The sequence below is a fragment of the Nonomuraea sp. NPDC049152 genome (genome assembly GCF_040648355.1).
Taxonomy (GTDB): Bacteria; Actinomycetota; Actinomycetes; order Streptosporangiales; family Streptosporangiaceae; genus Nonomuraea.
The window spans coordinates 1-20,135 of record NZ_JBEZDO010000006.1; the positions used below are offsets into that span (position 1 = coordinate 1).

The following is a 20,135-nucleotide window of genomic DNA, read 5'->3' on the forward strand; positions in this document are numbered from 1 at the left end:
ACCGGAGTCGACTTGCATATCCCTTTCATGCCAATAGCAGTGTGTATGGGTGATTTGTCGGAATCCCGTATCCGTGGGGAAAACCGCGCCCCATTACGGGGTGGCCGGGCGTCTGGACAGGCCGTTAGCCACCCGTGCGAACGCTCATGGGCAGTCCTGCGGTCGCGGTCGTGCGCCTTGTCGGTGACCCTGAAAGACGCATGTGGAAAGCCCTTGTTCGGCCGCCATGGACCCGTCGCGCGCAGAGGAGTCGGGCTTCGGTGTCGAATGGCGCGCACCGGGCAGGTACGGCGCGGCCACCTGCGGAAGGGCGCCACAGCGCTGAGGAAGCGGCCTGATCGGCGTGCCGCGAGAAGCGCTCAGGCCGGCTTGCCGTACAGGGGCGGACCTGAGAGGAACCGGCGCGGGCGGCCCGGCTATGCAGACCAGGTCAGAGGGAGCGGTCGGCGGCCCATTCGTCGGAGAGGGCGGAGTGGACGATGGAGTCGCGCCACCCGTCCGGTGTGGCCACGTGGTGGCGGATGCGGCCCTCCTCGACCATCCCGGCCACCAGCATGGCCAGCTGGGCCGCGGTGTTGGCGGGAGAGCGGGCGCCCCAGAGCCGGTGCAGGCCGAGGTCCTTGAAGCCGAAGTTCAGCACCAGCCTGAACAGGTCGGTGCCGATGCCACGCCCCCACAGGTCAGGCCTGAGACCGAGGCCGATCTCGGCGCTGTGCGGATGATCGGCCTCGATGTGCAGGCGAGCCACGCCGATCACGCCGTGGCCCTCGGTCTCGGTGACGGCCAGCACGTACAGGCGGCGGGGGCTGGCGAAGGCCGCCGCGACCGCCTCGTCGACGATCTCGACGACCTCCGCGCGGGTCCGCGGGTCGAACGGCAGGTGCTGGGTCGCGGCGGGATCGCCGTAGACGGCGTGCAGGGCGTCGACGTCCTCGTCCGTGACCTCGCGCAGCCCCAGGCGCTTGCCGGTGACGTGGACGCTCCGCATGCGCAGACGGTAACGCCTATGGGACGATCTTCACAAGTGCTGTCAAGTCGCCAGTTGACTGCCGTAAGCACGCGCGACAAGTTCGGCCACCGCGCCATGGGCGCCGAGGGGGTCGGCGTAGCCCGCTTCGACGGTCGCGGCGGCCGACTCGAGCACGGAGGCGTCGGTCTCGTGGCCGATCAGGCAGGGCGAGATGGCCAGGCGGGCGGCGCCGGCGGCGCGCAGGCGTTCGGCGGCGACGGCCACGCCGGGATCGCTGTCGAGCGAGGCCGCCACGACGGGCAGCGTCAGGCGCGAGGCCAGCAGGACGGCGGTGGCCTGCGCGGCGTGTACGGCATGCTCCCCGCCCACGGTGCCGAGGATGACGGCGTCGACGGGGCTGGAGACGCTGAGCAGCCGCATGCGGTCGGCCCTGGCCAGCTCCTTCTCCGCGAGCTTGATGTGCAGGGCCTCGGCCAGCAGCGGGTGAGGGCCGAGGGCGTCGGTGACGGTGGCGTCGCCGCCGGTCGCGGCGATGGTCTTGGTGATCTCTTCGGTGACGCGGGGGTCGGACCAGAGCGTCAGCGGCACCACGATCGCACCGCGATCCTGGGGGAGCTGGTCTGCCAGGTCATGCAGCGTGGCCAGCCGCACCTCGATGTGCGGGTTGTCGACCCGGACCAGCGCGGCGATCTCCGCGGCCAGGTCACCGGTGTCGCCGGGGTTGACGAGCACGAGGACGGGGGCGTCCGGCGGCAGGGACGTGGGAACGGGCCGGCGGTGGCGACCGCCGCCGGGCCGGGGGGAACGTTCACGTACAGGCAGGCTCACGGCGCGGAGTTTATGGCTATTTGGAAAGCCGTGTGCTCGAAAACGGCGGCGATTGCATTACAACCTCACCAGTCTCACCAGCCAGTCAGGTGACCGAGATCACATCGTGATGTCACCTCGTAATAGTAGAAGCGGGTTCTAGAGCGACCTTCCGCCGCATGGAGGTTGGGTATGAAACCGTTCTACGTCCGCGAGCTCACCGTCTACCCCGTCGGCGCGCGCCGCATCAGGTTGCTGGCGGTCGCCGTCCTGGCGAGCCTGGTGGCCAACTTCGAGATCACTCTCGCCACGATCCTTCCCCTCCTCCGCGCCGATCTCGGCATGTCCCTGCAGGTCTACGGCCTGATCGCGGCACTGTCCGTGCTGGTGGGCGGGCTGTCGGCGGGAATCGGCGGCGTCCTGTCCGACCGGTGGGGCAGGGTGACGCTGCTGGTGCCGACGCTCACCGTCACCGCCGCGTGCAACTTCCTGCTGGCCACCGTCGACACCGTCGGCGAGTTGTTCTTCGTGCGCTGCCTGATGCTGTTCATCGAGGGCGCGGCCATCACGATCACCGCCAGCCTGGTGCGCGACTTCTCGCCCCGGATGGGCAGGGCGCAGGCCTTCGGGTTCTGGACGTGGGGCCCGGTCGGCGCCTCCTTCCTGGCCTCGGCGATCGCCGGTGTGACGCTGCCGATCTTCGACAACGCCTGGCAGTCGCAGGCCATCATCATGGGCGGGATCTCGCTGCTGTTGTGCGCGATCATCATCTGGCAGATCGCCGAGCCCTCGGCCGCGCTCAGGGCGCGGGTGCTGACGGCCGAGTCCGAGGTGGCGGCGGAGGAGAAGATCGACCCGGGCAAGGTGCGCGAGCTGCTCAGACACCCCCATCTGTGGGCGCACGTGTTCGGCAACACCGGCTGGCAGATCCTCTACTGGACCTTCGCGATCTTCGGTCAGACCATCATGGTCGACTCGTTCGGGATGACCGCCGCGCAGGCCAACGGCGTGGTCGCGTTCGGGATCGTGCTCAACGCCGTCGCGGTGATCGTCGTGGGCCGGCTGTCCGACCGGCTGCAGCTGCGCAAGCCGTTCACGCTGGTGGGAACGGTGCTGACGATCGCGGCGCTCGGCACGTTCGTCGCCCTCATCGGCCAGGGCGCCTCGGGCGGCGTGGTGACCGCCGTCTACGCGGCGCTGTTCCTCGTGCTCGGCGTCGCCTACGTGCCGTGGATGGCCAACTTCTCCGAGGACGCCGAGGACGTCGAGCCGCGCCTGCAGGGGGCCGCGCTCGGCATCTGGGGCATGGTGGTCCGCATCATGATCGTGGTCCTGCTGCTGGTGGCGCCGCAGGTGGTCGCCGTGGGCGGCTGGGGCACGTGGCTGCTGGTCGCCCTCGCGGGCCAGGTCGTCTTCCTCGTGTCCATGGTCGCTTTCCGAGGCCGCTGGAGTACGGCTAAAGCCGCCGCGACATCTGCCTAAATATTCGGACAAATGTGACGCGGGTCACGAGTTTTTGCCGTTTACTTCCATGTAATCGATTACCTATGGTGATGTAATCGATTTCATGGAGGGCGCATGGCACGCATCAAAGACGTGGCCGCACATGCGGGCGTCTCGGTCGCCACGGTGTCCCGCGTGCTGAACGACAACCCGTCGGTCACCGCGGAGACCCGCGATCGCGTCTACGCCGCCATGTCCGCGCTGCGCTACGTGCCCAACGCCGTCGCCCGCTCACTGCGGACCGAGGCCACCAGGACGCTCGGCCTCATCATCGGCGACATCCTCAACCCGTTCTTCACCGAGCTGGCCAGGGGAGTGGAGGACGAGGCCAGGCGCGCGGGCTACACCGTCATCATCGGCAACGCCGACGAGCGGGCGGAGGAGCAGGACCACTACGTGCGCACGCTCGTCGGACAGCGCGTCGACGGCCTGCTCATCTGCCCCACCGCCGAGGTCACCCCGCTGGTGCAGGAGCTCGTCTCCACCGGCAGGCCGCTGGTCTTCCTCGACCGCACGATCAGCGGCCTCGACGTGCCGTACGTGCGCGCCGACGGAGCCCAGGCGATCGCCGACCTCGTGGCGCACCTCAAGTCGATGGGCCACCGCAGGATCGCCTTCGCCTCAGGTCCCGCCACCTTGTCCACGGGCCGCGAGCGGACCGACGCGTTCGTCACCGCGATGACCGAGGCGGGGCTCGAGGTCAGGCCCGAGTATCTGGCCGCGGGCGACTTCCGCGAGAGCAGCGGGAGGGCGATCACCCGACACCTGCTCGACCTGGCCGAACCCCCAGAAGTGATCTTCTTCGGCGACAACCTGATGACGCTGGGCGGACTCGACGAGATCAGGGCCAGAGGCCTGCGCATCCCCGACGACGTGGCCGTCGCCTCCTTCGACGACGTGACGTGGTTCGTCCACGTCGACCCGCCGATCACCGCGATCGCCCAGCCGACCGCGGAGCTGGGCCGCAGGGCCGTACAGCTGCTGCTCGACCGTGCCGCGGGGCGGGCGGCCGAGTCGATCGCGCTCCCCGCCGAGCTGGTCATCCGCAGGTCCTGCGAGAGGAAGGGTGCATGTTGAACCAGGAGATCCTCAGGGTCGAGGGCCTGCGCAAGCGGTTCCCCGGCGTCCTCGCGCTCGATGGGGTGGACCTGGAGCTGCGCACGGGCGAGGTGCACGTGCTGCTCGGCGAGAACGGCGCGGGCAAGAGCACCCTGATCAAGATGCTCTCCGGCGCCTACCATCCCGACGAGGGGCGCATCCTGCTCGACGGTCGACCCGTGGAGATCCGTACGGCAGGCGACGCGCAGCGGCTCGGCATCGCGACGATCTACCAGGAGTTCAACCTGGTGCCCGACCTGACCGTCGGGGAGAACCTCTCGCTCGGCCGCCCGCCGCGCAGGTACGGCTTCGTCGACGTCAAGGCCATGCACAGCAAGGCCAAGGAACTGCTCGACCGGGTCGGCCTCGACATCGACCCCCGCACCAGGATCGGCTCGCTCGGCATCGCCCGCATGCAGATGGTCGAGATCGCCAAGGCGCTGGCGCTGGACGCGCGCGTGCTCATCATGGACGAGCCGACGGCCGTGCTGACCACCAGCGAGGTCGAGAAGCTGTTCTCGATCGTCAGGCAGCTGCGCGACCAGGGCGTGGCCGTCGTGTTCATCACCCACCACCTGGAGGAGATCGCCCAGATCGGCGACACGGTGACGGTCCTGCGCGACGGCCGTTCGGTGGCCGAGGTGCCCGCCGACACGCGGCAGGACGAGCTGGTCAGGCTCATGGTGGGCCGGCCGATCGACCAGCAGTACCCGCGCGAGGCCGAGGAGCCGGGGCAGCCGCTGCTCAAGGTGGAGGGGCTGACCAGGCGCGGCGCGTTCGAGGACGTCTCCTTCGAGGTGCGCGCGGGCGAGGTCGTCGGGCTCGCGGGGCTGGTGGGCGCGGGCCGTACCGAGGTCGCCAGGGCGATCTTCGGCGCGGACCGCTACGACGCGGGACAGGTCACGGTCGGCGGCAAGCGGCTGCGTCACGGCGACATCGACGCGGCGATGGCCGCGGGCCTCGGCCTGGTGCCTGAGGACCGCAAGGGCCAGGGGCTGGTGCTCGGCGCCGACATCGCCGAGAACCTCGGCCTGGTCACGCTCGGCAGGGCCACCCGCGGCGGCTTCGTCGACCGCTCGGGGCAGCGCACGGCGGCGGCCAAGGTCGCGGGACAGCTCGGCGTCCGGATGAGCGGCCTGGGCCAGGAGGTCCGCACGCTCTCCGGCGGCAACCAGCAGAAGGTCGTCATCGGCAAGTGGCTGCTGGCCGACGTCAGCGTGCTCATCCTCGACGAGCCCACGCGCGGCATCGACGTGGGCGCCAAGGTCGAGATCTACCAACTGATCAACTCACTCACCGCTTCTGGCCACGCCGTACTCATGATCTCCAGCGATCTCCCCGAGGTGATCGGCATGAGCGACAGGGTGCTCGTCATGGCCAGAGGCAGGCTCGTCGGCGAGCTCCCCGCCGACGAGGCGACACAGGACGCGGTGATGGCGCTGGCCGTCACCGAGGTGGAGGGTACTCGTGTCCAGTAAGACGAGAGCCTGGCTCTCGGAGAACGGCGCTCTCGTCGCGCTCGTGGTCCTGGCCGTCGCGCTGTCGCTGTTGTCCAGCGACTTCCTCAGCGTGAGCAACCTGCTCAACGTGGGCGTGCAGGCGGCCGTCACCGCGATCCTCGCCTTCGGCGCCACTTTCGTGATCATCACGGGCGGCATCGACCTGTCGGTCGGCTCCGTCGCCGCGCTGTCGGCGATCACGCTGGCCTACCTGTCCACGACCTCGGGCCTGCCGTGGCCGCTGGCCACGGTGATCGCGCTGGCCGTCGGCGTCGTGTGCGGCCTGGTCAACGCCGCGCTCATCGCGTACGGCAAGCTTCCCCCCTTCATCGCCACCCTGGCCATGCTCGGCATCGCCAGAGGCCTCGCGCTGGTCATCTCCCAGGGCAGCCCGATCGCCATGCCCGACGCGGTCTCCCACGTGGGCGACACGATCGGCGGCTACCTGCCGGTGCCCGTCCTGGTGATGGTCGTCATGGGCGTCATCGCCGCGGTCATCCTCAACCGCACCTATGCGGGCCGCGCGATGTACGCGATCGGCGGCAACGAGGAGGCCGCCAGGCTGTCCGGCATCAAGGTCGACAGGCAGAAGCTCGTCACCTACGCCCTGTCGGGCGGCTTCGCCGCGGTCGCGGGCATCGTCCTGGCCAGCCGCCTGGCCTCCGCCCAGCCGCAGGCCGCGGCCGGGTACGAGCTGGACGCCATCGCCGCCGTCGTCATCGGCGGGGCGAGCCTGTCCGGCGGCAAGGGCCGCGCCTTCGGCACCTTCGTCGGCGCGCTCATCCTGGCCGTCCTGCGCAACGGCCTCAACCTTCTGTCCGTCTCCGCCTTCTGGCAGCAGGTCGTGATCGGCGTGGTGATCGCGCTCGCGGTCCTCGTCGACACCCTGCGCCGCAGATCAGCCAACTGAGGGGAAGCACCATCATGAAACTCGGCATCATCGCGGCAGGCGCCGCGCTCGCACTCGGTCTCGCCGCCTGCGGTTCCGGCGGCTCGGGCGGCTCCGGCGGGTCCACCGCCTCCGGCGGCGCGGGCGACATCAAGATCGGCATGTCGGTGTCCACGCTGAACAACCCCTTCTTCGTCCAGCTGCGCGCCGGCGCGGAGGAGGAGGCCAAGAAGCTCGGCGCCGCGCTGACGGTCACCGACGCCCAGAACGACGCCTCCCAGCAGGTGAACCAGGTCCAGAACTTCACCAGCCAGAACATGAAGGCGATCGTCATCAACCCGGTCGACTCCGACGCGGCGGCGCCCGCCGTCAAGGCGGCCGACCGCGTCAAGATCCCGGTGATCGCCGTCGACCGCGGCGTCAACGGCGCCGAGGTCGCGCAGACCGTCGCCTCCGACAACGTCGAGGGTGGCAAGCTGGCCGGGCAGGAGCTGGCCAAGCAGATCGGGGAGAAGGGCAACGTGGTGGTGCTCCAGGGCGTCCCGGGCACCTCCGCCTCTCGCGACAGGGGCAAGGGCTTCGCCGAGGGCATCAAGGCCTTCCCGAACATCCACGTGGTGGCCCAGCAGCCCGCGGACTTCGACCGCACCAAGGGCCTGGACGTCATGACCAACCTCCTGCAGTCGCACCCCGACATCACCGGCGTCTTCGCCGAGAACGACGAGATGGCGCTCGGCGCGATCAAGGCTCTGGGCGCGAAGGCCGGCAAGGAGGTCAAGGTCGTCGGCTTCGACGGCACTCCCGACGGGCTGAAGGCCATCCAGGCGGGCACGCTCGCCGCGAGCGTCGCCCAGCAGCCCAAGCTTTTGGGCCAGCAGGCCATCGAGAACGCGGTCAAGGCGGCCAAGGGCGAGAGCATCCAGAAGGTCGTGGGGGTGCCGGTGAAGGTCGCGACCAAGGAGAACATCACCGAGTTCGCGAGCTGACCATGGACGTAGTGGTCGTGGGGTCGGTCAACGCCGACCTGGTGGTGCGGGTCGCGCGGCGGCCCGCGCCGGGGGAGACCGTGCTGGGCTCCGACCTCGACACCTTCCCCGGCGGCAAGGGCGCCAACCAGGCCGTCGCCGCCGCCAGGCTCGGCGGGCACGCGGCCCTGCTTAGGACCGGGAGCTCCGAGGTGGAGGCGGTCGACACCACGGGCGCGGGCGATGCCTACAGCGGCGCACTCGTCTGGCGGCTGGCCCCGCGGCGACAGCCTCCCTTGTACTCGAGCTGACGCCGGAACTCGCCCCAGCCGCAGTCCGAGATCGCCGCAGACAGGCTGCGGTTCTTCACCATGTTCTTGACCGCGAGGTCTTCGATCACGATGGTGTCGGCCCGGCGCACCTTGGCGATGCGGTCCCCGTCGGAGGTGACCGCCGTGGGGGTCTTGGCGATCCGCAGCTCGCCGTTGGCCATGCGCAACGCCGAGCGGGTGTAGTGCGCGGACTGCCGCGAGTTGCGGTTCTTGAACCGGGGGTACTTGGCCCGTCCGGCGTAGGAGTTGGCGAACGCGGTGTGCTGGTGGCACAGCGTCTGCTGCAACGGAACCGACGACACCTCGCTCAGGAACGCGAGGTCTTGGGTCTTCTTCCACTCGGTCAGGGCGGCGTCGGTCTGCTTGTAGGAGGTTTTCACGCCGTCGGCGTGGAAGGCGCGGTGCCGTTCGGCGAGGGTCTTGTTCCATACCAGGCGAACGCATCCGAATGTGCGATTCAACACCGCGGCCTGTTCGGGGTCAGGGTAGGTCCGGCACCTGTACGCCGTCCTCACACGACACACTTTACGTTAAGGAGAGGCATGTGTAAGGCAAAGGCGAAGGGACGTGGTGGTGTCCTGCGCGCGCCGTGCTCGGGGCTGTCCTGGCTGCGCCGGGCCATCCCTGACGGGACCCGGATTCCTCTCCGGCCTGAAGGCCGGAGCATCCTCCGGGAGGTTCAGTGAAGCGCACGGGGATACTCAACGCCGCCCTGGCGGGGCAGCTGGCCAGGCTCGGCCACACCGACCAGGTGCTGGTCTGCGACAGCGGGATGCCCATCCCGCCCAGCGTCGAGACCGTCGACCTGGCCTTCCTGCCGGGCGTGCCGTCCTTCGCCGAGGTGCTCGACGGGCTGCTCGCCGAGCTCGTCGTCGAGGGCGCGGTGGCCGCGGGCGAGGTGGCCGAGGCCAACCCCTCCTGCGCGGCCATGCTCGCCGACCGGCTGCCCGGCCTCGAGCACGTGCCGCACGAGGAGCTCAAGCGCATGGCGAAGGAGGTCAGGCTCGTGGTGCGGACGGGGGAGGCCAGGCCGTACGCCAACGTCATCCTGCGCTGCGGCGTCTACTTCTGAGTCATCTCGAGGGGACGACCACCGACTGCGGGTTGCCGGGCGCGTAGACGGTGATGCCCTGCGGCAGCGACCGGAGTTTCTCGATCTCCGCGCGGGCGGGGCAGGTGTCGTAGCCGTCCTGCCTGGCCCTGTTCGCCTCGGCCTCCGCTTTCGCCTGCGCGACCTTGGCCTGCGCCTCGGAGACGGCGGCGTTGGCGGCCAGCGACCTGTCCACCGCCTGCTGCACGGTCGAGGGGAGCGTCACGCGGGCCAGCGTGAAGCGCAGCCCGTGAGGTAGTCGCCACCCAGATGCTCCCGATCTGGACGCGCAGCGCGTTGTCGATGACCGGCCTGACGGCCTGGCCGAAGAAGGCGGCCCAGCCCTCCTCGCCCTCCCACGCGTAGAGGCCGCCCCTGTAGGTGCGGGTGCCGTACTTGTCGTCGAAGGTCTTCAGCGTCGCGGGATCGAGGGTGAGGGTGAAGTGGAGCGCGCCCTCGATGCCGAGATTGACCCCGTCGCTGCTCGGCACGGTCACGACACCTGGCCTCCGCTGGTGCTCTCGAAGCCGCCGGCCAGGCCGAGCAGGGTGGGTAACGCGACCACGGCGGCGACGGCGATCAGGGTGATTCTCACGCGAGCCTCCCTTGTGGGCGGCGGTGGCAGCCGCCGCCCACGTCCCTTTCGCGGCTATCCGACGGGAACGGGCCTGTCCACGTCCTCGCTCTTGGGCGCGATCGCGAGGCCGAAGGCGGTGATCGCCAGAGCGATCACCACGTAGATCGACACGGCGGTGGTCGTCTTGTAGGTGGTGTAGAGGTGGAGGGCGATGATCGGCGCGATGCCGCCGCCGACGATGCCGGCCACCTGGTAGCCCATCGACGCGCCGCTGTAGCGCAGGCGGGTGCTGAACAGTTCGGCGATGAAGGCGGCCTGCGGGCCGTACATGGCCGCGTGGGTCACCAGGGCGACCACGGCGGCCACCACGATGAGCGGGAACGACCTGGTGTCGAGCAGCTGGAAGAAGACGAACACCCAGATGGCCGCGCCGATCACGCCTGCCAGGTAGACGGTGCGCCTGCCGTACCTGTCGGACAGCGCGCCGAACAGCGGGATCAGCACCAGCTGGCAGGCCGAGCCGATGAGGACCGCGTTGAGGCCGACCGAGCGGTCCATGTGCAGCACGGTCGTGATGTAGAGCAGGATGTAGATGGTGAAGGTGTAGAAGGCCACGTCCACGCCGATGCGGGCGGTGAAGGCCGACAGCAGCGCGCGCGGGTGCGTGCGCAGCACCTCGAGCAGCGGCATCCTGGCCTTGACGCCCTTCTGCTCGACCTCGGCGAACAGCGGCGACTCGGTGATCTTCACGCGGACCCAGAGCCCGACCAGCACCAGCACGCCCGACAGCAGGAACGGCACCCGCCAGCCCCATGACAGGAAGGCGGTCTCGGACATGGTGGCGTCCAGCAGGCCCAGCAGGGCAGTGGCCAGGATGAAGCCCGCGGGCACGCCGACCTGCGGCCAGCTGGCGTTGAAGCCGCGCCGTCTCGGGTCGCCGTGCTCCATGGACATGATGACCGCGCCGCCCCACTCGCCGCCCAGGCCGAGGCCCTGGACGAACCTCAGCGTGCCGAGCAGGATCGGCGCGGCCGCGCCGATGGCGTCGTAGGTGGGCAGCACGCCGATGAGGAAGGTCGAGACGCCCATCACCAGCAGCGTGACCACGAGCACCGTCTTGCGCCCCACCTTGTCGCCGAAGTGGCCGAAGACGACGCCGCCGAGCGGGCGGGCCACGAAGGCGACCGCGTTGGTGACCAGGGCGAGCAGCGTCGCGCTGACCGGGTCGAACGTCGGGAAGAACAACTTGCCGAACACCAGCGACGCCGCCGTGCTGTAGAGGAAGAAGTCGTACCACTCCAGCGACGTGCCGATCAGGCTGGCGAGGATCACTCGCCGCGTCTGGTGCATTGTCATCGCTCCTAGATGGGAGGGGGGTGTTCCTCTGAATCTAAGGATCGTTGAACAATTCGACAAGAGTTTTGTTCGATGATTCCCTGTCAGTTGTGGATAACGCGGTGGCGGCGCTTGAACACGAACGGGTGCGTCTGGGGCGCAGCAGCACGGCCGAACGGGTGGCCGACATCCTGCGCGAGCACATCATCGAGGGCCTGTTCGCCCCCGGGCAGCGACTGTCGGAGGAGGCCATCGGCAGTGCTCTCGGTGTCTCCCGCAACACCCTGCGCGAGGCCTTCAGGCTCCTGGGGCACGAGCGGCTGCTCGACCACAAGCTCAACCGGGGCGTCTTCGTCCGCGTCCTGTCGGCCGCCGACGTCTCCGACCTCTACCAGATGCGCAGGGTCCTCGAAGGCGCGGCGGTACGGCGCGCCGCCTCCCCCGAGGCGCTCGCGCTGATCAAGGAGACGGTCGAGGAGGCCGAGCGATCCGCCGTGGCCGACCGCTGGCAGGACGTCGGCACCGCCAACAGCCGCTTCCACCAGGCGCTGGTCGCACTCCACCGCAGCCCGCGACTGAACGAGGCGATGCGGCAGCTGCTGGCCGAGCTCCGCCTGGTCTTCCACGTCATGCACAACCCCCGCGCGCTGCACGAGCCGTTCGTCGTGCGCAACAGGCAACTGCTGGAGCTGATGGCCGCCGGGCGCGCCGACGAGGCGGCCACCTTCCTCGAGCTCTACCTCGACGACGCCGAACGGCTGCTCCTGCACGCCTACGAGCCTTCGGACGCGCCCACCACGCGTTGACGGCCGAGTCCGTGTCCCACCTGTGACCAACCTCTCCGTCCCATCGGGAGTCCAACCCGGTAAAGGAGGAGAGGCACTATGCGAAGGACACTTCTGGGGGCGGCGGCGGTGGTCGCGGTGGCCGCGGCCGGCCTGCCCGCGATCGCCCACGCCGACAGCGCGGGGACGGCCAGGGTCGCGTGGGTGGGCTCGTGCGACGACAAGGACGAGATCAGCCACGCCTGCGGCGCCTGGCGCGTCAGGCTCAGGTCCGGGGGGCAGATCAAGGTCGCCGACGCGGCCGCCACCTCGGTGGACGCCCACGGACGCAAGACCGAGGAGACGGGCAAGTTCGCCATCAGCGCCGACGGCGAGTGGATCGTCTACGAGCGCAAGAGCGACCACCGCCTCGCCGTACGCAGGACGTCGGGTGGCCGGGTGACGCTGCTGCCGAAGTCGCTGACCAGGCTCGGCACGGACATCGTGCGGGTCTGGCTGTCGCCCTCGGGCGACAGGGTCCTGCTGGAGTACAGCGAAACCGGTGAGAAGGAGCCCGGCAAGATCGTCACGGTGGCCACGGGGAAGATCGTGAAGCTGCCGGCGGGGGACGATCTCGAGGGGTTCAGCGGCGACGGCGACGAGGCGCTCGCCCTGCGCTACAACACCGACAACACCACCACGCTCGTCGCCCTCGGCGCGGACGGCAGCACTGTGGCGCAGGTTCCGCCGCAGGTGGTGATCAACGCCTCGACGCGAGCGCTGGCGGCCGACGGCCGCACGGTGGCGGTGTTCGCGGGCGCGCAGCCCAAGCTGCGCCTGTACGACCTGAGCACCGATCGGCTGGCGGCCGCGGTGGACCTGCGGCTGAAGAAGGGCACCGTCGTCTACCACGCCCAGTGGACCGGCGAGGACCAGCTGACGGTGAAGGTGCAGTCGGGCGGAGACGGCAAGCCGACGGTGGTACGGGTGCTCACCGTCGACACGGGAACGGGCGCGGTCAAGCCCGTCGACACGTTCACGGTCATCGCCAGGAACTACGCCTGGCTGACGGCGGGAGAGTGACGAGATGAAGCTCAGGATCCTGGCGGCGATCGCGGTCGCCATGGCGATGCTCGGAGTGCAGGGCGCGGCCGCGTACGCCGACCCCGGCCACGACCACGGACAGAGCCACGGCGACAGCAGGGGCGACGCCATCCGCTACGCCTCCGCCCAAGGCTGCCCGAAGAAGGGCGGCGAGGTCGTGCCCTGCGGCACCTGGCGGCTGGTCTCCCACAAGGGCGAGGTCACGCTGCTGAAGGACGCCCAGTTGCGCGCGGTCGGCGCCGACGGCAAGCCCGTCGACTACGCGGTCGCCCCCATCGCGGTCTCCGGCGACGGCACGAGGGTCGCCTACTTCACGAAGGCCGGACGGCTGGTCGTGCGCACCATGAAGGGCGGCGTCAAGCCGCTGCCCGCGGACGCGCTGCCGGCCAGGACCAACCAGTACGACGTCACGCTGCAGCTGTCCGACGACGGGGCCAGGCTCGCGGTCATCGCGGGCAGGGTGCAGCTGTTCGACACCGCCACCGGCGGCAGGCTCGGCACACTGCCCAAGCTCAGCACCTTCGTCGGATTCAGCGGCGACGGGGAGAGGGTGCTGGCCAGCATGGACGGCGACGAGTCCGTGGTCGAGCTGCACGTCTACGACCTGTCGGGCAGGCGGCTGCTGAGCGACACGCCGCCGCAGCTGGTGGCCGCCAACGGCCCCTACGCGCTCAACGCCGACGGCAAGACGCTCGCGGTGCTGGTCGGGGGGACGAAGGTCACGCTCTACGACCTGGCCACCAGCCAGGTCCTCGGCGGGCACGCGATCAAGCTGCCCAAGGAGGGCACGGTCCACAAGGTCGACTGGACCGGCGACAACCAGGTGACCCTGCACGTCTCGCAGTACCCCGAGGGCAAGGCCACCAGGATGACCGTCCTGCAGCACGACCCGACCTCGGGCGCGACCAGGGTGCGCGACACCTACTCGATGCTCAAGGACACGTTCGTCTTCGCCGCCTGCGGCGGCTGAGGCGCGCGCCACTGCCCGCCGTAACCCCTTTGCGGGGGACGGCGGGCGGTCGGCACAATGCCCGCATGACCGACAGGACCGTGCGGATCTCCAAGTACCTCGCCAGGCACCTGCGCCACGACCCCGCGGCGATCGGGATCACGCTGGACGAGCAGGGCTGGGTGAAGATCGACGACCTGCTGACCGCCGCGGCCCTGCACGGCTTCCCCATCACCAGGGCCGAGCTGGACACGGTGGTGTCGGACAACGACAAGCGGCGGTACGCCGTCGCGGGCGACCGCATCAGGGCGAGCCAGGGACACTCGGTGCGCGTCGACCTCGGCCTGGCGCCGGTGGAGCCGCCGCACGTGCTCTACCACGGGACGGTGGGCCGCAGCCTGGCCGCTATCAGGCGGTCGGGGCTGCTGCCCATGTCCCGGCGGCACGTCCACCTGTCCGCCGACAGGGCGACGGCCGTCCGGGTGGGGTCGCGAAGAGGGGTCCCCGTGGTGCTGGTCGTGTCGGCGGGGGAGATGCACACGGCGGGGCACGCGTTCATGGTCAGTGCCAACGGGGTGTGGCTCACCGACACCGTGCCGCCGGAGTTCCTGCTGTTCCCCGGCTGACCGGTGACGCCGACATGGAAGCCGTAGCGGCCCAGGCCGTACCGCTCGCACAGCTCCTCGTGCGCCTCGGACGGGCCGACGGCACGTTCCGCGAGCGCGCTGTCCAGCAGCACGCACGGATCGCGTCATCGCCGCCGCCGAGGGTATGGCTCGGGAGAGCCTGCCCTCTCCGAGCTGAAGACGCCGCCCGAGAGCGTGGACGCCCACGCTGAACGGAAACCCCCGGGACCACCTGGTCCCGGGCTGCCTGGGAGCGTGCGCATGAGGAGTTTCACCCGCAGGGAGCAGTCCGTCGGCTTCGCCGCGGGCACGCTGGCAGGCCTCATCTGGGGCCTGGCCTTCCTGATACCGGTGCTCCTGCCCGGCTGGAGCCCGGTGGCCGTGACGGTCGGCAGGTACCTGGCCTACGGCCTGATCTCCCTGGTGCTGTTCGCCTTCGGCGGCCGCGTCCTGTGGCGTCTGCTGCGGCAGCACTGGGGTGTGGCCCTGGCGTTCGCGCTGACCGGCAACGTCCTGTACTACCTGCTACTCGTCCTCGGCATCGAGCTGGTCGGCGCGCCCGTCACCGACATCGTCATCGGCTGCATCCCGGTCACCGTGGCGCTGCTCGGCAACGTGCTGTCGGGGGCCTACCGCTGGCGCTCCCTCGTCATGCCGGTGACACTCGTGGCGATCGGCCTGGCCGTCGTGAACACGCTGGAGCTGAGCGGCTCCGCCCCCACCGAGGACCGGCCGGTCGGGCTCAAGGTCCTCGGCCTGCTGGCCGCCGTCGGCGCCGTCCTCCTGTGGACCTGGTACGGCCTGGCCAACGCCCGCTTCCTGAGCCGCCACCGCGAGGTGCCCGGCGGGGCGTGGTCGACGGTGATCGGCCTCGGTACCGGCGTCGTCACCCTGGCAGGACTCCCCGTGGCCGCGCTGTCGGGGGAACTCTCGCCCGACCCCCACCCCTCAGGCGAGACGCCGGGCCTGCCCACGTTCGTCCTCGCCGTGCTCGTGCTGGGCATCGTGGTGTCGTGGGCGGCCACGGGCCTGTGGAACGTCGCCTCGGCCCGGCTGTCGCCCACCGCCGCGGGGATGCTCATCAACGTCGAGACCGTCGCCGGGTTCGCCTACGTCTACGCGGCACGCGGCGAATGGCCTCCGCTGGGCCAGGTCGCGGGCTTCGCCCTGATCCTCATAGGCGTGCTCCAGGTCGTACGGCTCCCCGTCACAGTGGGCCGGCCCGCTGACAGCAGGCTCGGCCGTGCCATGTTCCTCTGAACCCGAGCTTCGACTCCTTCGGGAGCTCCGGCCGCCCGCCCAGGACCGGTCCCAGCCGTCGGCGCCGGCGGGCGATGGGTCACGAACGGGCCCCGATGCTCCGGCCGCTCGCGGCGGCCGGGCGGACGACTGGTCAGTGGCCGGGCGTCAGGAAACCGTCGACCACGCGGCGGACCTTGTCGACGGCGTCGTCGCCGTTCGGATGGTCCTCTCCCCCCGGGTATGCCGCCCGCCGGTGAGCACCTGACGGACACCCATTCCCGTGCGCGGCTGGAGCGGCGGCGATCAGGCCAGGGCGATCGGGCCGAGGTAGGTCCCGCCCGAGACGTCGATGGTCTGGCCGGTCACCCACCGGCCCTGCGGGCCCGCGAGGAAGCCGACGACGTCGGCGACGTCTTCGGGCTCGCCGAGCCGCCCGAGCGCGGTGATCGCTTCGAGCCCGGCGACCACCTCGGGGATGGAGGTGTAGCCCGCGGTCATGTCGGTCCGCACCGCGCCGGGCGCGACCGTGTTCACCGTGATACCGCGCCCGCCGAGCTCGTTGGCCAGTGACGGGGCCATGGACTCCAGCGCCGCCTTGCTGATGGTGTAGCCGATCTGTGTGGAGACCGCGAACCGGCTGGCCGTCGAGCCCATGTTGATGACGCGGCCGCCATGGTTCAGCAGCGGCAGCGCGCGCTGGATCACGAAGAACGGCGTGCTGACGTTGATCGTGAGCAGCCTGCCGAACTCCTCCTGGGTGACCTGCGAGATCGGGTTGCCCGAGCCGATGCCCGCGTTGTTGACCAGGATGTCCAGCCCGCTCCCCGCCAGTCCCGCGGTCAGGCCCTCGAACAGCCGGTCCACCGCGCCGTCCTCGCCGAACCGGGCCCGTACGGCGAACGCCCGGCCGCCTGCCTCCTCGATCCGCGCCACGGTCTCCTTGGCGGCGGCGTCGTTGCCGCCGTAGTGGACGGCGACCAGGGCGCCCTCGGCGGCCAGCCGCAGCGCGACCGCCCGGCCGATTCCCCGCGATCCACCCGTCACCAGCGCTGTCTTGCCGGTCAGAACGTCCATCTCCGCTCCTCGCTCAGTTGGCTGGTCCTCGGCGGATCCAGCGATGGCTCAACAGTCGCGGCGGCGGCTCACCGTACGCTCACCGACGGCTCACCGGCCCAGGACTTCACCGGCTGAGGAGTTCACCGGGCTGAGGGGCTTGCCGGGCCGAAGGGCTTGCCGGGCTGAGAGGCTCGCGGGCTGAAGGGCGTGGCAAGGGGGAGGGCGCCCGAGGGGTGGTTTGGAGACCGGGGGTGGCTTGCTTGGGGGAGCGGGGGGTGGTTTGGGGGCCGGGGGTGTCGCCGCCTCGTGGGTCGATGGCTCCGGAACGCGGGCGGCACCGTTGGGCGAGCCTCGGAGACCTCGGTCGGGGATGAAGCCCAGGGGCCACCGGACGTCGGGCCGATGAGGAGGCCGCCCTATCTGGCGGTCCCGCCAGGTGGCGGTGCCGTGTCTGGCGGTTCTGGTCAGGTCCCGCTGCCCCTGCCTGGTGGGTCTGGCCAGGTCGCCCGCGTGAACTCTGCGATCGGCAGGGCGGACGCCATGGCGGCCACGGCGAGTTGCCGGGCGTGTGTCTCGTGAACACGGAGCCAGGCGGCCGTAGGCGTCAGGGGGTGTCGGGAAGGAAGGTGTTCCGCATCCGTCCGCCGGCGTTGTTCACCAGGGGCTCGACGGGACCGAACACCTTCTCCGCGTGGTGGAACAGGGGGGTGGTCGCGGTGGGATCCATGAGGTCGGCCTTCAGGCTGTCCGCCTGCCCGGCGAGGGCTTGGCGGCGGCGGATCCGACCCCGTGGTGGGCCCCGGTCACCGAAGGGACGCGCCCGCTGAATCGTGTATCGGTCAACGGGCCATCCTGGCAACGGGGCCTGGGGGGTGTGAACGGATTGTCAGCTGGAGTAGTTGGGGTAGCCGTACCCGACGACCTGCGAGGTCGGACGGACGCGCTCCTCGACCGCTCCGTTGCCGGTGTTGCCCTCGACCGTGGTGATCGTGCCGTCGCCGTTGCCCTTCTGGACGAAACCGACGTGGTTGATGTCGTCGAGGGCCTTGCTGCCGCTCCAGGAGAAGAAGACGACCGCTCCGGGCTTGGGCGTCTGGCCCCAGCGCTTGTTGGCCTTGAACCACTTGGCGTGGGCCACGGTGTAGGCGTCCCAGCCGACCTGGGGGCGGGCGCCGGTCTGCTCGCCGACCCAGGAGACGAACATCGCGCACCACGCGGCGTTGGCGTAGGCGCGGACGTTGCCGCCGTCCCTGGCGACGGTCTCCCTGGCGCGCTGCGAGTTGACGTACCAGTTCTGGAACTTGGTGCCACCGCCGGCGGAGTTCTCCCTGATGCCGATCTGCTTCTTGGCCTCGGCGAGGACGGCGGCGGCGGACGGCATGGCCTTGGCCTGGGTCGTGCTGGTGGTGCTGACCTTGCCCGCGTCCTCCTTGGGAGCGTTGGCGAGGGCGGCCACGCGCGGGCCGTCGGCAAGCGGGAGCTTGTCGGCCTGGGCGATGTGGCTGGGTACGAGCGAGCCGGCGATGACGACTGCGCCGAGCGCGGCATGCGCGTAGTTGAGCTTCGGGGCACGGCTACGGCTGTGCTTTGCCATAAGAAGGGGAACTCCTTGCTAGCTTCCTGCCGCTTACCGGGTTAGCTGACGGGTTCGGACGCGAAGCTGCCCTACGGCACGGTGTGCCGATTCACCCCAGAGAGATTGGGTCCCCGGTTCCGCATGGAGCGGATTCAGCGGTCACAGGTGAACCTGTGATGATTGCAATGTCTGGCTATGTCCGGATTGCCCGGTTTATGCCTTGAGTGAGCCTAAGGTAATACATGAGGCAAGTAGCTTACAAATTGATAAAGGTCTGGCGATCATCTACGGTCGGGTCATGTCGCCACAGGACCTGTTCAACAGGGGGCTGCTGGAAGACGGACACCGTCCGGACGAAGCCCGGCGATGGTATCTGCTGGCGGTCGAATCCGGTCATCCGGCGGCCGCCCAGCGGGCGGCCTTCAACCTGGCGCTGATCGAGGACGAGAGCGGTCATCTCGACGAGGCCCGCCACTGGTACGGCAGAGCCGCCACGCCCAGGGCGATGTTCAACCTCGGCGTCCTGGAGGACTGCTGCGGGAACACCGATGCGGCGCGCCGCTGGTACAGCAAGGCCATCGAATCGGGCCACGCGGAAGCGGCCCCGCGCGCCATGTTCAACCTGGGCCTGCTGGAGGACAGGGAGGGCCGCTCCGCGCGGGCACGGGCCCACTTCCGCATGGCCGCGGGCTCAGGGCACGAGGAGGCCGCCGCCCGCGCTAACGAGCGCCTAGCCTGATCCGCGCGTCCTCCAGCATCCGCATCATCGCCAGGCTCTCGTCCAGCGGCATGATCGCGCTCTCCGTCCTGCCCTCGGCCAGCGCCAGGCGCACCTCGCGCACCTCCTCGGCATAGCCGTTCATGGCGGGGTCGAGGACGAGTTCCTCAGGCTCCACGCCCGGCCCGGACAACAGGATCCGCTGCGGCGCCCAGAACGGCGCGGCGATGTCGGCCCGCAGCCCCGTCCCCACCACGGTCGCGGTGTTGGCCAGCGGGCTGAGCAACGACGTGTCGAGCAGCGCCCGTGCCCCGCCCTCGTAGGTCAGCAGCGCCCCCACCTCGGCGTCCACGCCCGAGGGACCGAGCGAACCTGTGAGATGCGTCTCAGCCGGCTCGCCGAGCAGGAGCTGCGCCAACCCGAACGGGTAGATCCCCAGGTCGAGCAGGACTCCGCCACCGAGCGCCGGGTCCCACAGCCGATGCCGTTCCTCGTACGGCATGACGAACCCGAACGACGCGTGCACCGAGCGCAGCGCCCCGAACCGCTCCTCGGCCAGCAGCCCCCTGATCAGCGGGTTGAAGCGCATCCACATGGCCTCCATGAGGAACACGCCCGCCTGCCTGGCCAGCTCCACCATCCGCTCGGCGTCGGCCAGGCTCGCGGTGAGAGGTTTCTCACACAGCACCGCCTTGCCCGCCGCGATGGCCGCCTCGGCCACCTCCAGGTGCTGCGCGTGCGGCGTGGCCACGTAGACCACGTCCACGGCCGGGTCCTGGCACAGCCGCGCGTAGGAGCCGTAGGCCGAGTCCGCGCCGAGCGTCGCCGCCAGCTCGGCCGCCCTGCCCTGGTCGCGGGAGCCCACCGCGGCCACCCGCATGCCGGGCTCCGCCGCGATCACCGCGCCGACCGTCCTGGCGATCCCGCCGGTGGCCGCGATTCCCCAACCCAAGTCACGCATGAGAGTCCTCTCTGTCGGCGATCGATCTTCCCATCACCTCGGACACGCGTACGGCCCGCGCCTGGGGGCGCAGG

General features: G+C 70.2%; 20 protein-coding genes, 2 pseudogenes and 1 riboswitch. Of the genes and pseudogenes, 13 read left to right on the forward strand and 9 right to left on the reverse strand.

Going from position 1 to position 20,135, the window contains the following annotated elements; all coding sequences use genetic code 11:
- Window positions 1-430: 430 nt before the first annotated feature.
- Window positions 431-988 carry a GNAT family protein gene (locus AB0B45_RS13255; RefSeq protein WP_358129442.1) on the reverse strand — a complete coding sequence of 186 codons (558 nt, stop codon included), beginning with the start codon at window positions 986-988 and terminating at the stop codon, window positions 431-433.
- Window positions 989-1,030: 42 nt separating this feature from the next.
- On the reverse strand, window positions 1,031-1,798 hold the full coding sequence (locus AB0B45_RS13260) for a hypothetical protein (RefSeq protein WP_358129444.1): 768 nt from the start codon (window positions 1,796-1,798) through the stop codon (window positions 1,031-1,033).
- Window positions 1,799-1,969: 171 nt separating this feature from the next.
- On the opposite strand from AB0B45_RS13260, the gene AB0B45_RS13265 reads away from it, so the two are divergent.
- From AB0B45_RS13265 to AB0B45_RS13290, 6 genes and pseudogenes are all read left to right on the forward strand, one after another.
- On the forward strand, window positions 1,970-3,259 hold the full coding sequence (locus AB0B45_RS13265; protein WP_358129447.1) for an MFS transporter: 1,290 nt from the start codon (window positions 1,970-1,972) through the stop codon (window positions 3,257-3,259).
- A gap of 96 nt (window positions 3,260-3,355) precedes the next feature.
- A complete protein-coding gene (locus AB0B45_RS13270; protein ID WP_358129449.1) occupies window positions 3,356-4,357 on the forward strand; it encodes a LacI family DNA-binding transcriptional regulator in 1,002 nt (333 codons plus the stop codon).
- Window positions 4,351-5,856 carry a sugar ABC transporter ATP-binding protein gene (locus AB0B45_RS13275; protein ID WP_358129452.1) on the forward strand — a complete coding sequence of 502 codons (1,506 nt, stop codon included), beginning with the start codon at window positions 4,351-4,353 and terminating at the stop codon, window positions 5,854-5,856. The genes AB0B45_RS13270 and AB0B45_RS13275 overlap by 7 nt, the downstream gene beginning before the upstream one ends.
- Window positions 5,846-6,787 carry an ABC transporter permease gene (locus tag AB0B45_RS13280; RefSeq protein ID WP_358129454.1) on the forward strand — a complete coding sequence of 314 codons (942 nt, stop codon included), beginning with the start codon at window positions 5,846-5,848 and terminating at the stop codon, window positions 6,785-6,787. Before AB0B45_RS13275 ends, AB0B45_RS13280 begins: the two co-directional genes overlap by 11 nt.
- 14 nt (window positions 6,788-6,801) lie before the next feature.
- Window positions 6,802-7,752, forward strand: coding sequence for a D-ribose ABC transporter substrate-binding protein (locus AB0B45_RS13285; protein ID WP_358129455.1), 951 nt, complete (start codon window positions 6,802-6,804; stop codon window positions 7,750-7,752).
- Window positions 7,753-7,754: 2 nt separating this feature from the next.
- Window positions 7,755-7,925, forward strand: a pseudogene (locus tag AB0B45_RS13290) (PfkB family carbohydrate kinase); the annotation flags it as partial.
- A gap of 269 nt (window positions 7,926-8,194) precedes the next feature.
- Here the strand turns inward: AB0B45_RS13290 and AB0B45_RS13295 are convergent.
- Window positions 8,195-8,578: pseudogene (locus AB0B45_RS13295) on the reverse strand (transposase); the annotation flags it as partial.
- Window positions 8,579-8,745: 167 nt separating this feature from the next.
- Here AB0B45_RS13295 and rbsD point away from each other — a divergent pair.
- The gene (gene rbsD, locus AB0B45_RS13300) at window positions 8,746-9,135 is read left to right on the forward strand and encodes a D-ribose pyranase (protein ID WP_358129458.1); all 390 of its coding nucleotides are present in this window, start codon (window positions 8,746-8,748) and stop codon (window positions 9,133-9,135) included.
- Window position 9,136: 1 nt separating this feature from the next.
- Here rbsD and AB0B45_RS13305 read toward each other — a convergent pair whose 3' ends face one another.
- Window positions 9,137-9,379, reverse strand: a complete 243-nt coding sequence (locus AB0B45_RS13305; RefSeq protein WP_358129461.1) for a hypothetical protein — start codon at window positions 9,377-9,379, stop codon at window positions 9,137-9,139.
- Window positions 9,380-9,802: 423 nt separating this feature from the next.
- Window positions 9,803-11,086: an MFS transporter gene (locus AB0B45_RS13310; RefSeq protein WP_358129463.1), complete on the reverse strand. Its 1,284-nt coding sequence runs from the start codon at window positions 11,084-11,086 to the stop codon at window positions 9,803-9,805.
- Between the two features lie 101 nt (window positions 11,087-11,187).
- Between AB0B45_RS13310 and AB0B45_RS13315 the strand changes: the two genes are divergently transcribed.
- From AB0B45_RS13315 to AB0B45_RS13335, 5 genes are all read left to right on the forward strand, one after another.
- The gene (locus AB0B45_RS13315) at window positions 11,188-11,871 is read left to right on the forward strand and encodes a GntR family transcriptional regulator (protein WP_358129466.1); all 684 of its coding nucleotides are present in this window, start codon (window positions 11,188-11,190) and stop codon (window positions 11,869-11,871) included.
- A gap of 78 nt (window positions 11,872-11,949) precedes the next feature.
- Window positions 11,950-12,912: a hypothetical protein gene (locus AB0B45_RS13320; protein ID WP_358129468.1), complete on the forward strand. Its 963-nt coding sequence runs from the start codon at window positions 11,950-11,952 to the stop codon at window positions 12,910-12,912.
- A gap of 4 nt (window positions 12,913-12,916) precedes the next feature.
- On the forward strand, window positions 12,917-13,903 hold the full coding sequence (locus AB0B45_RS13325) for a hypothetical protein (RefSeq protein ID WP_358129471.1): 987 nt from the start codon (window positions 12,917-12,919) through the stop codon (window positions 13,901-13,903).
- 65 nt (window positions 13,904-13,968) lie between these two features.
- Window positions 13,969-14,508 carry an RNA 2'-phosphotransferase gene (locus AB0B45_RS13330; RefSeq protein WP_358129474.1) on the forward strand — a complete coding sequence of 180 codons (540 nt, stop codon included), beginning with the start codon at window positions 13,969-13,971 and terminating at the stop codon, window positions 14,506-14,508.
- A 261-nt stretch (window positions 14,509-14,769) separates the two neighbouring features.
- Window positions 14,770-15,768 (forward strand): DMT family transporter, encoded by a 999-nt coding sequence (locus tag AB0B45_RS13335; protein WP_358129476.1) that lies wholly within the window; start codon window positions 14,770-14,772, stop codon window positions 15,766-15,768.
- Window positions 15,769-16,053: 285 nt separating this feature from the next.
- On the opposite strand, the gene AB0B45_RS13340 is transcribed toward AB0B45_RS13335, so the two are convergent.
- From AB0B45_RS13340 to AB0B45_RS13350, 3 genes are all read right to left on the reverse strand, one after another.
- Window positions 16,054-16,824, reverse strand: a complete 771-nt coding sequence (locus AB0B45_RS13340; protein ID WP_358129479.1) for an SDR family oxidoreductase — start codon at window positions 16,822-16,824, stop codon at window positions 16,054-16,056.
- Between the two features lie 586 nt (window positions 16,825-17,410).
- Window positions 17,411-17,533 carry a hypothetical protein gene (locus AB0B45_RS13345; RefSeq protein ID WP_358129482.1) on the reverse strand — a complete coding sequence of 41 codons (123 nt, stop codon included), beginning with the start codon at window positions 17,531-17,533 and terminating at the stop codon, window positions 17,411-17,413.
- A gap of 159 nt (window positions 17,534-17,692) precedes the next feature.
- On the reverse strand, window positions 17,693-18,400 hold the full coding sequence (locus AB0B45_RS13350) for a CHAP domain-containing protein (RefSeq protein ID WP_358129485.1): 708 nt from the start codon (window positions 18,398-18,400) through the stop codon (window positions 17,693-17,695).
- 15 nt (window positions 18,401-18,415) lie between these two features.
- Window positions 18,416-18,550, reverse strand: a riboswitch (cyclic di-AMP (ydaO/yuaA leader).
- A 130-nt stretch (window positions 18,551-18,680) separates the two neighbouring features.
- Between AB0B45_RS13350 and AB0B45_RS13355 the strand changes: the two genes are divergently transcribed.
- Window positions 18,681-19,121 (forward strand): hypothetical protein, encoded by a 441-nt coding sequence (locus AB0B45_RS13355; protein ID WP_358129488.1) that lies wholly within the window; start codon window positions 18,681-18,683, stop codon window positions 19,119-19,121.
- On the opposite strand, the gene AB0B45_RS13360 is transcribed toward AB0B45_RS13355, so the two are convergent.
- Window positions 19,102-20,061, reverse strand: coding sequence for a Gfo/Idh/MocA family oxidoreductase (locus tag AB0B45_RS13360; RefSeq protein WP_358129491.1), 960 nt, complete (start codon window positions 20,059-20,061; stop codon window positions 19,102-19,104). The genes AB0B45_RS13355 and AB0B45_RS13360 overlap by 20 nt on opposite strands.
- Window positions 20,062-20,135 lie beyond the last annotated feature (74 nt).

What these genes read in the sequence shown, in the direction of transcription:
- AB0B45_RS13335 (WP_358129476.1), top strand. Translation starts at nt 14,770, where the DNA reads ATGAGGAGTTTCACCCGCAGGGAGCAGTCCGTCGGCTTCGCCGCGGGC.
- AB0B45_RS13265 (WP_358129447.1), top strand. Translation starts at nt 1,970, where the DNA reads ATGAAACCGTTCTACGTCCGCGAGCTCACCGTCTACCCCGTCGGCGCG.
- AB0B45_RS13275 (WP_358129452.1), top strand. Translation starts at nt 4,351, where the DNA reads ATGTTGAACCAGGAGATCCTCAGGGTCGAGGGCCTGCGCAAGCGGTTC.
- AB0B45_RS13255 (WP_358129442.1), bottom strand. Translation starts at nt 988, where the DNA reads ATGCGGAGCGTCCACGTCACCGGCAAGCGCCTGGGGCTGCGCGAGGTC.
- AB0B45_RS13325 (WP_358129471.1), top strand. Translation starts at nt 12,917, where the DNA reads ATGAAGCTCAGGATCCTGGCGGCGATCGCGGTCGCCATGGCGATGCTC.
- AB0B45_RS13330 (WP_358129474.1), top strand. Translation starts at nt 13,969, where the DNA reads ATGACCGACAGGACCGTGCGGATCTCCAAGTACCTCGCCAGGCACCTG.
- AB0B45_RS13355 (WP_358129488.1), top strand. Translation starts at nt 18,681, where the DNA reads ATGTCGCCACAGGACCTGTTCAACAGGGGGCTGCTGGAAGACGGACAC.
- AB0B45_RS13345 (WP_358129482.1), bottom strand. Translation starts at nt 17,533, where the DNA reads ATGGATCCCACCGCGACCACCCCCCTGTTCCACCACGCGGAGAAGGTG.
- AB0B45_RS13270 (WP_358129449.1), top strand. Translation starts at nt 3,356, where the DNA reads ATGGCACGCATCAAAGACGTGGCCGCACATGCGGGCGTCTCGGTCGCC.
- AB0B45_RS13340 (WP_358129479.1), bottom strand. Translation starts at nt 16,824, where the DNA reads ATGGACGTTCTGACCGGCAAGACAGCGCTGGTGACGGGTGGATCGCGG.
- AB0B45_RS13310 (WP_358129463.1), bottom strand. Translation starts at nt 11,086, where the DNA reads ATGACAATGCACCAGACGCGGCGAGTGATCCTCGCCAGCCTGATCGGC.
- AB0B45_RS13320 (WP_358129468.1), top strand. Translation starts at nt 11,950, where the DNA reads ATGCGAAGGACACTTCTGGGGGCGGCGGCGGTGGTCGCGGTGGCCGCG.
- AB0B45_RS13350 (WP_358129485.1), bottom strand. Translation starts at nt 18,400, where the DNA reads ATGGCAAAGCACAGCCGTAGCCGTGCCCCGAAGCTCAACTACGCGCAT.
- AB0B45_RS13285 (WP_358129455.1), top strand. Translation starts at nt 6,802, where the DNA reads ATGAAACTCGGCATCATCGCGGCAGGCGCCGCGCTCGCACTCGGTCTC.
- AB0B45_RS13360 (WP_358129491.1), bottom strand. Translation starts at nt 20,061, where the DNA reads ATGCGTGACTTGGGTTGGGGAATCGCGGCCACCGGCGGGATCGCCAGG.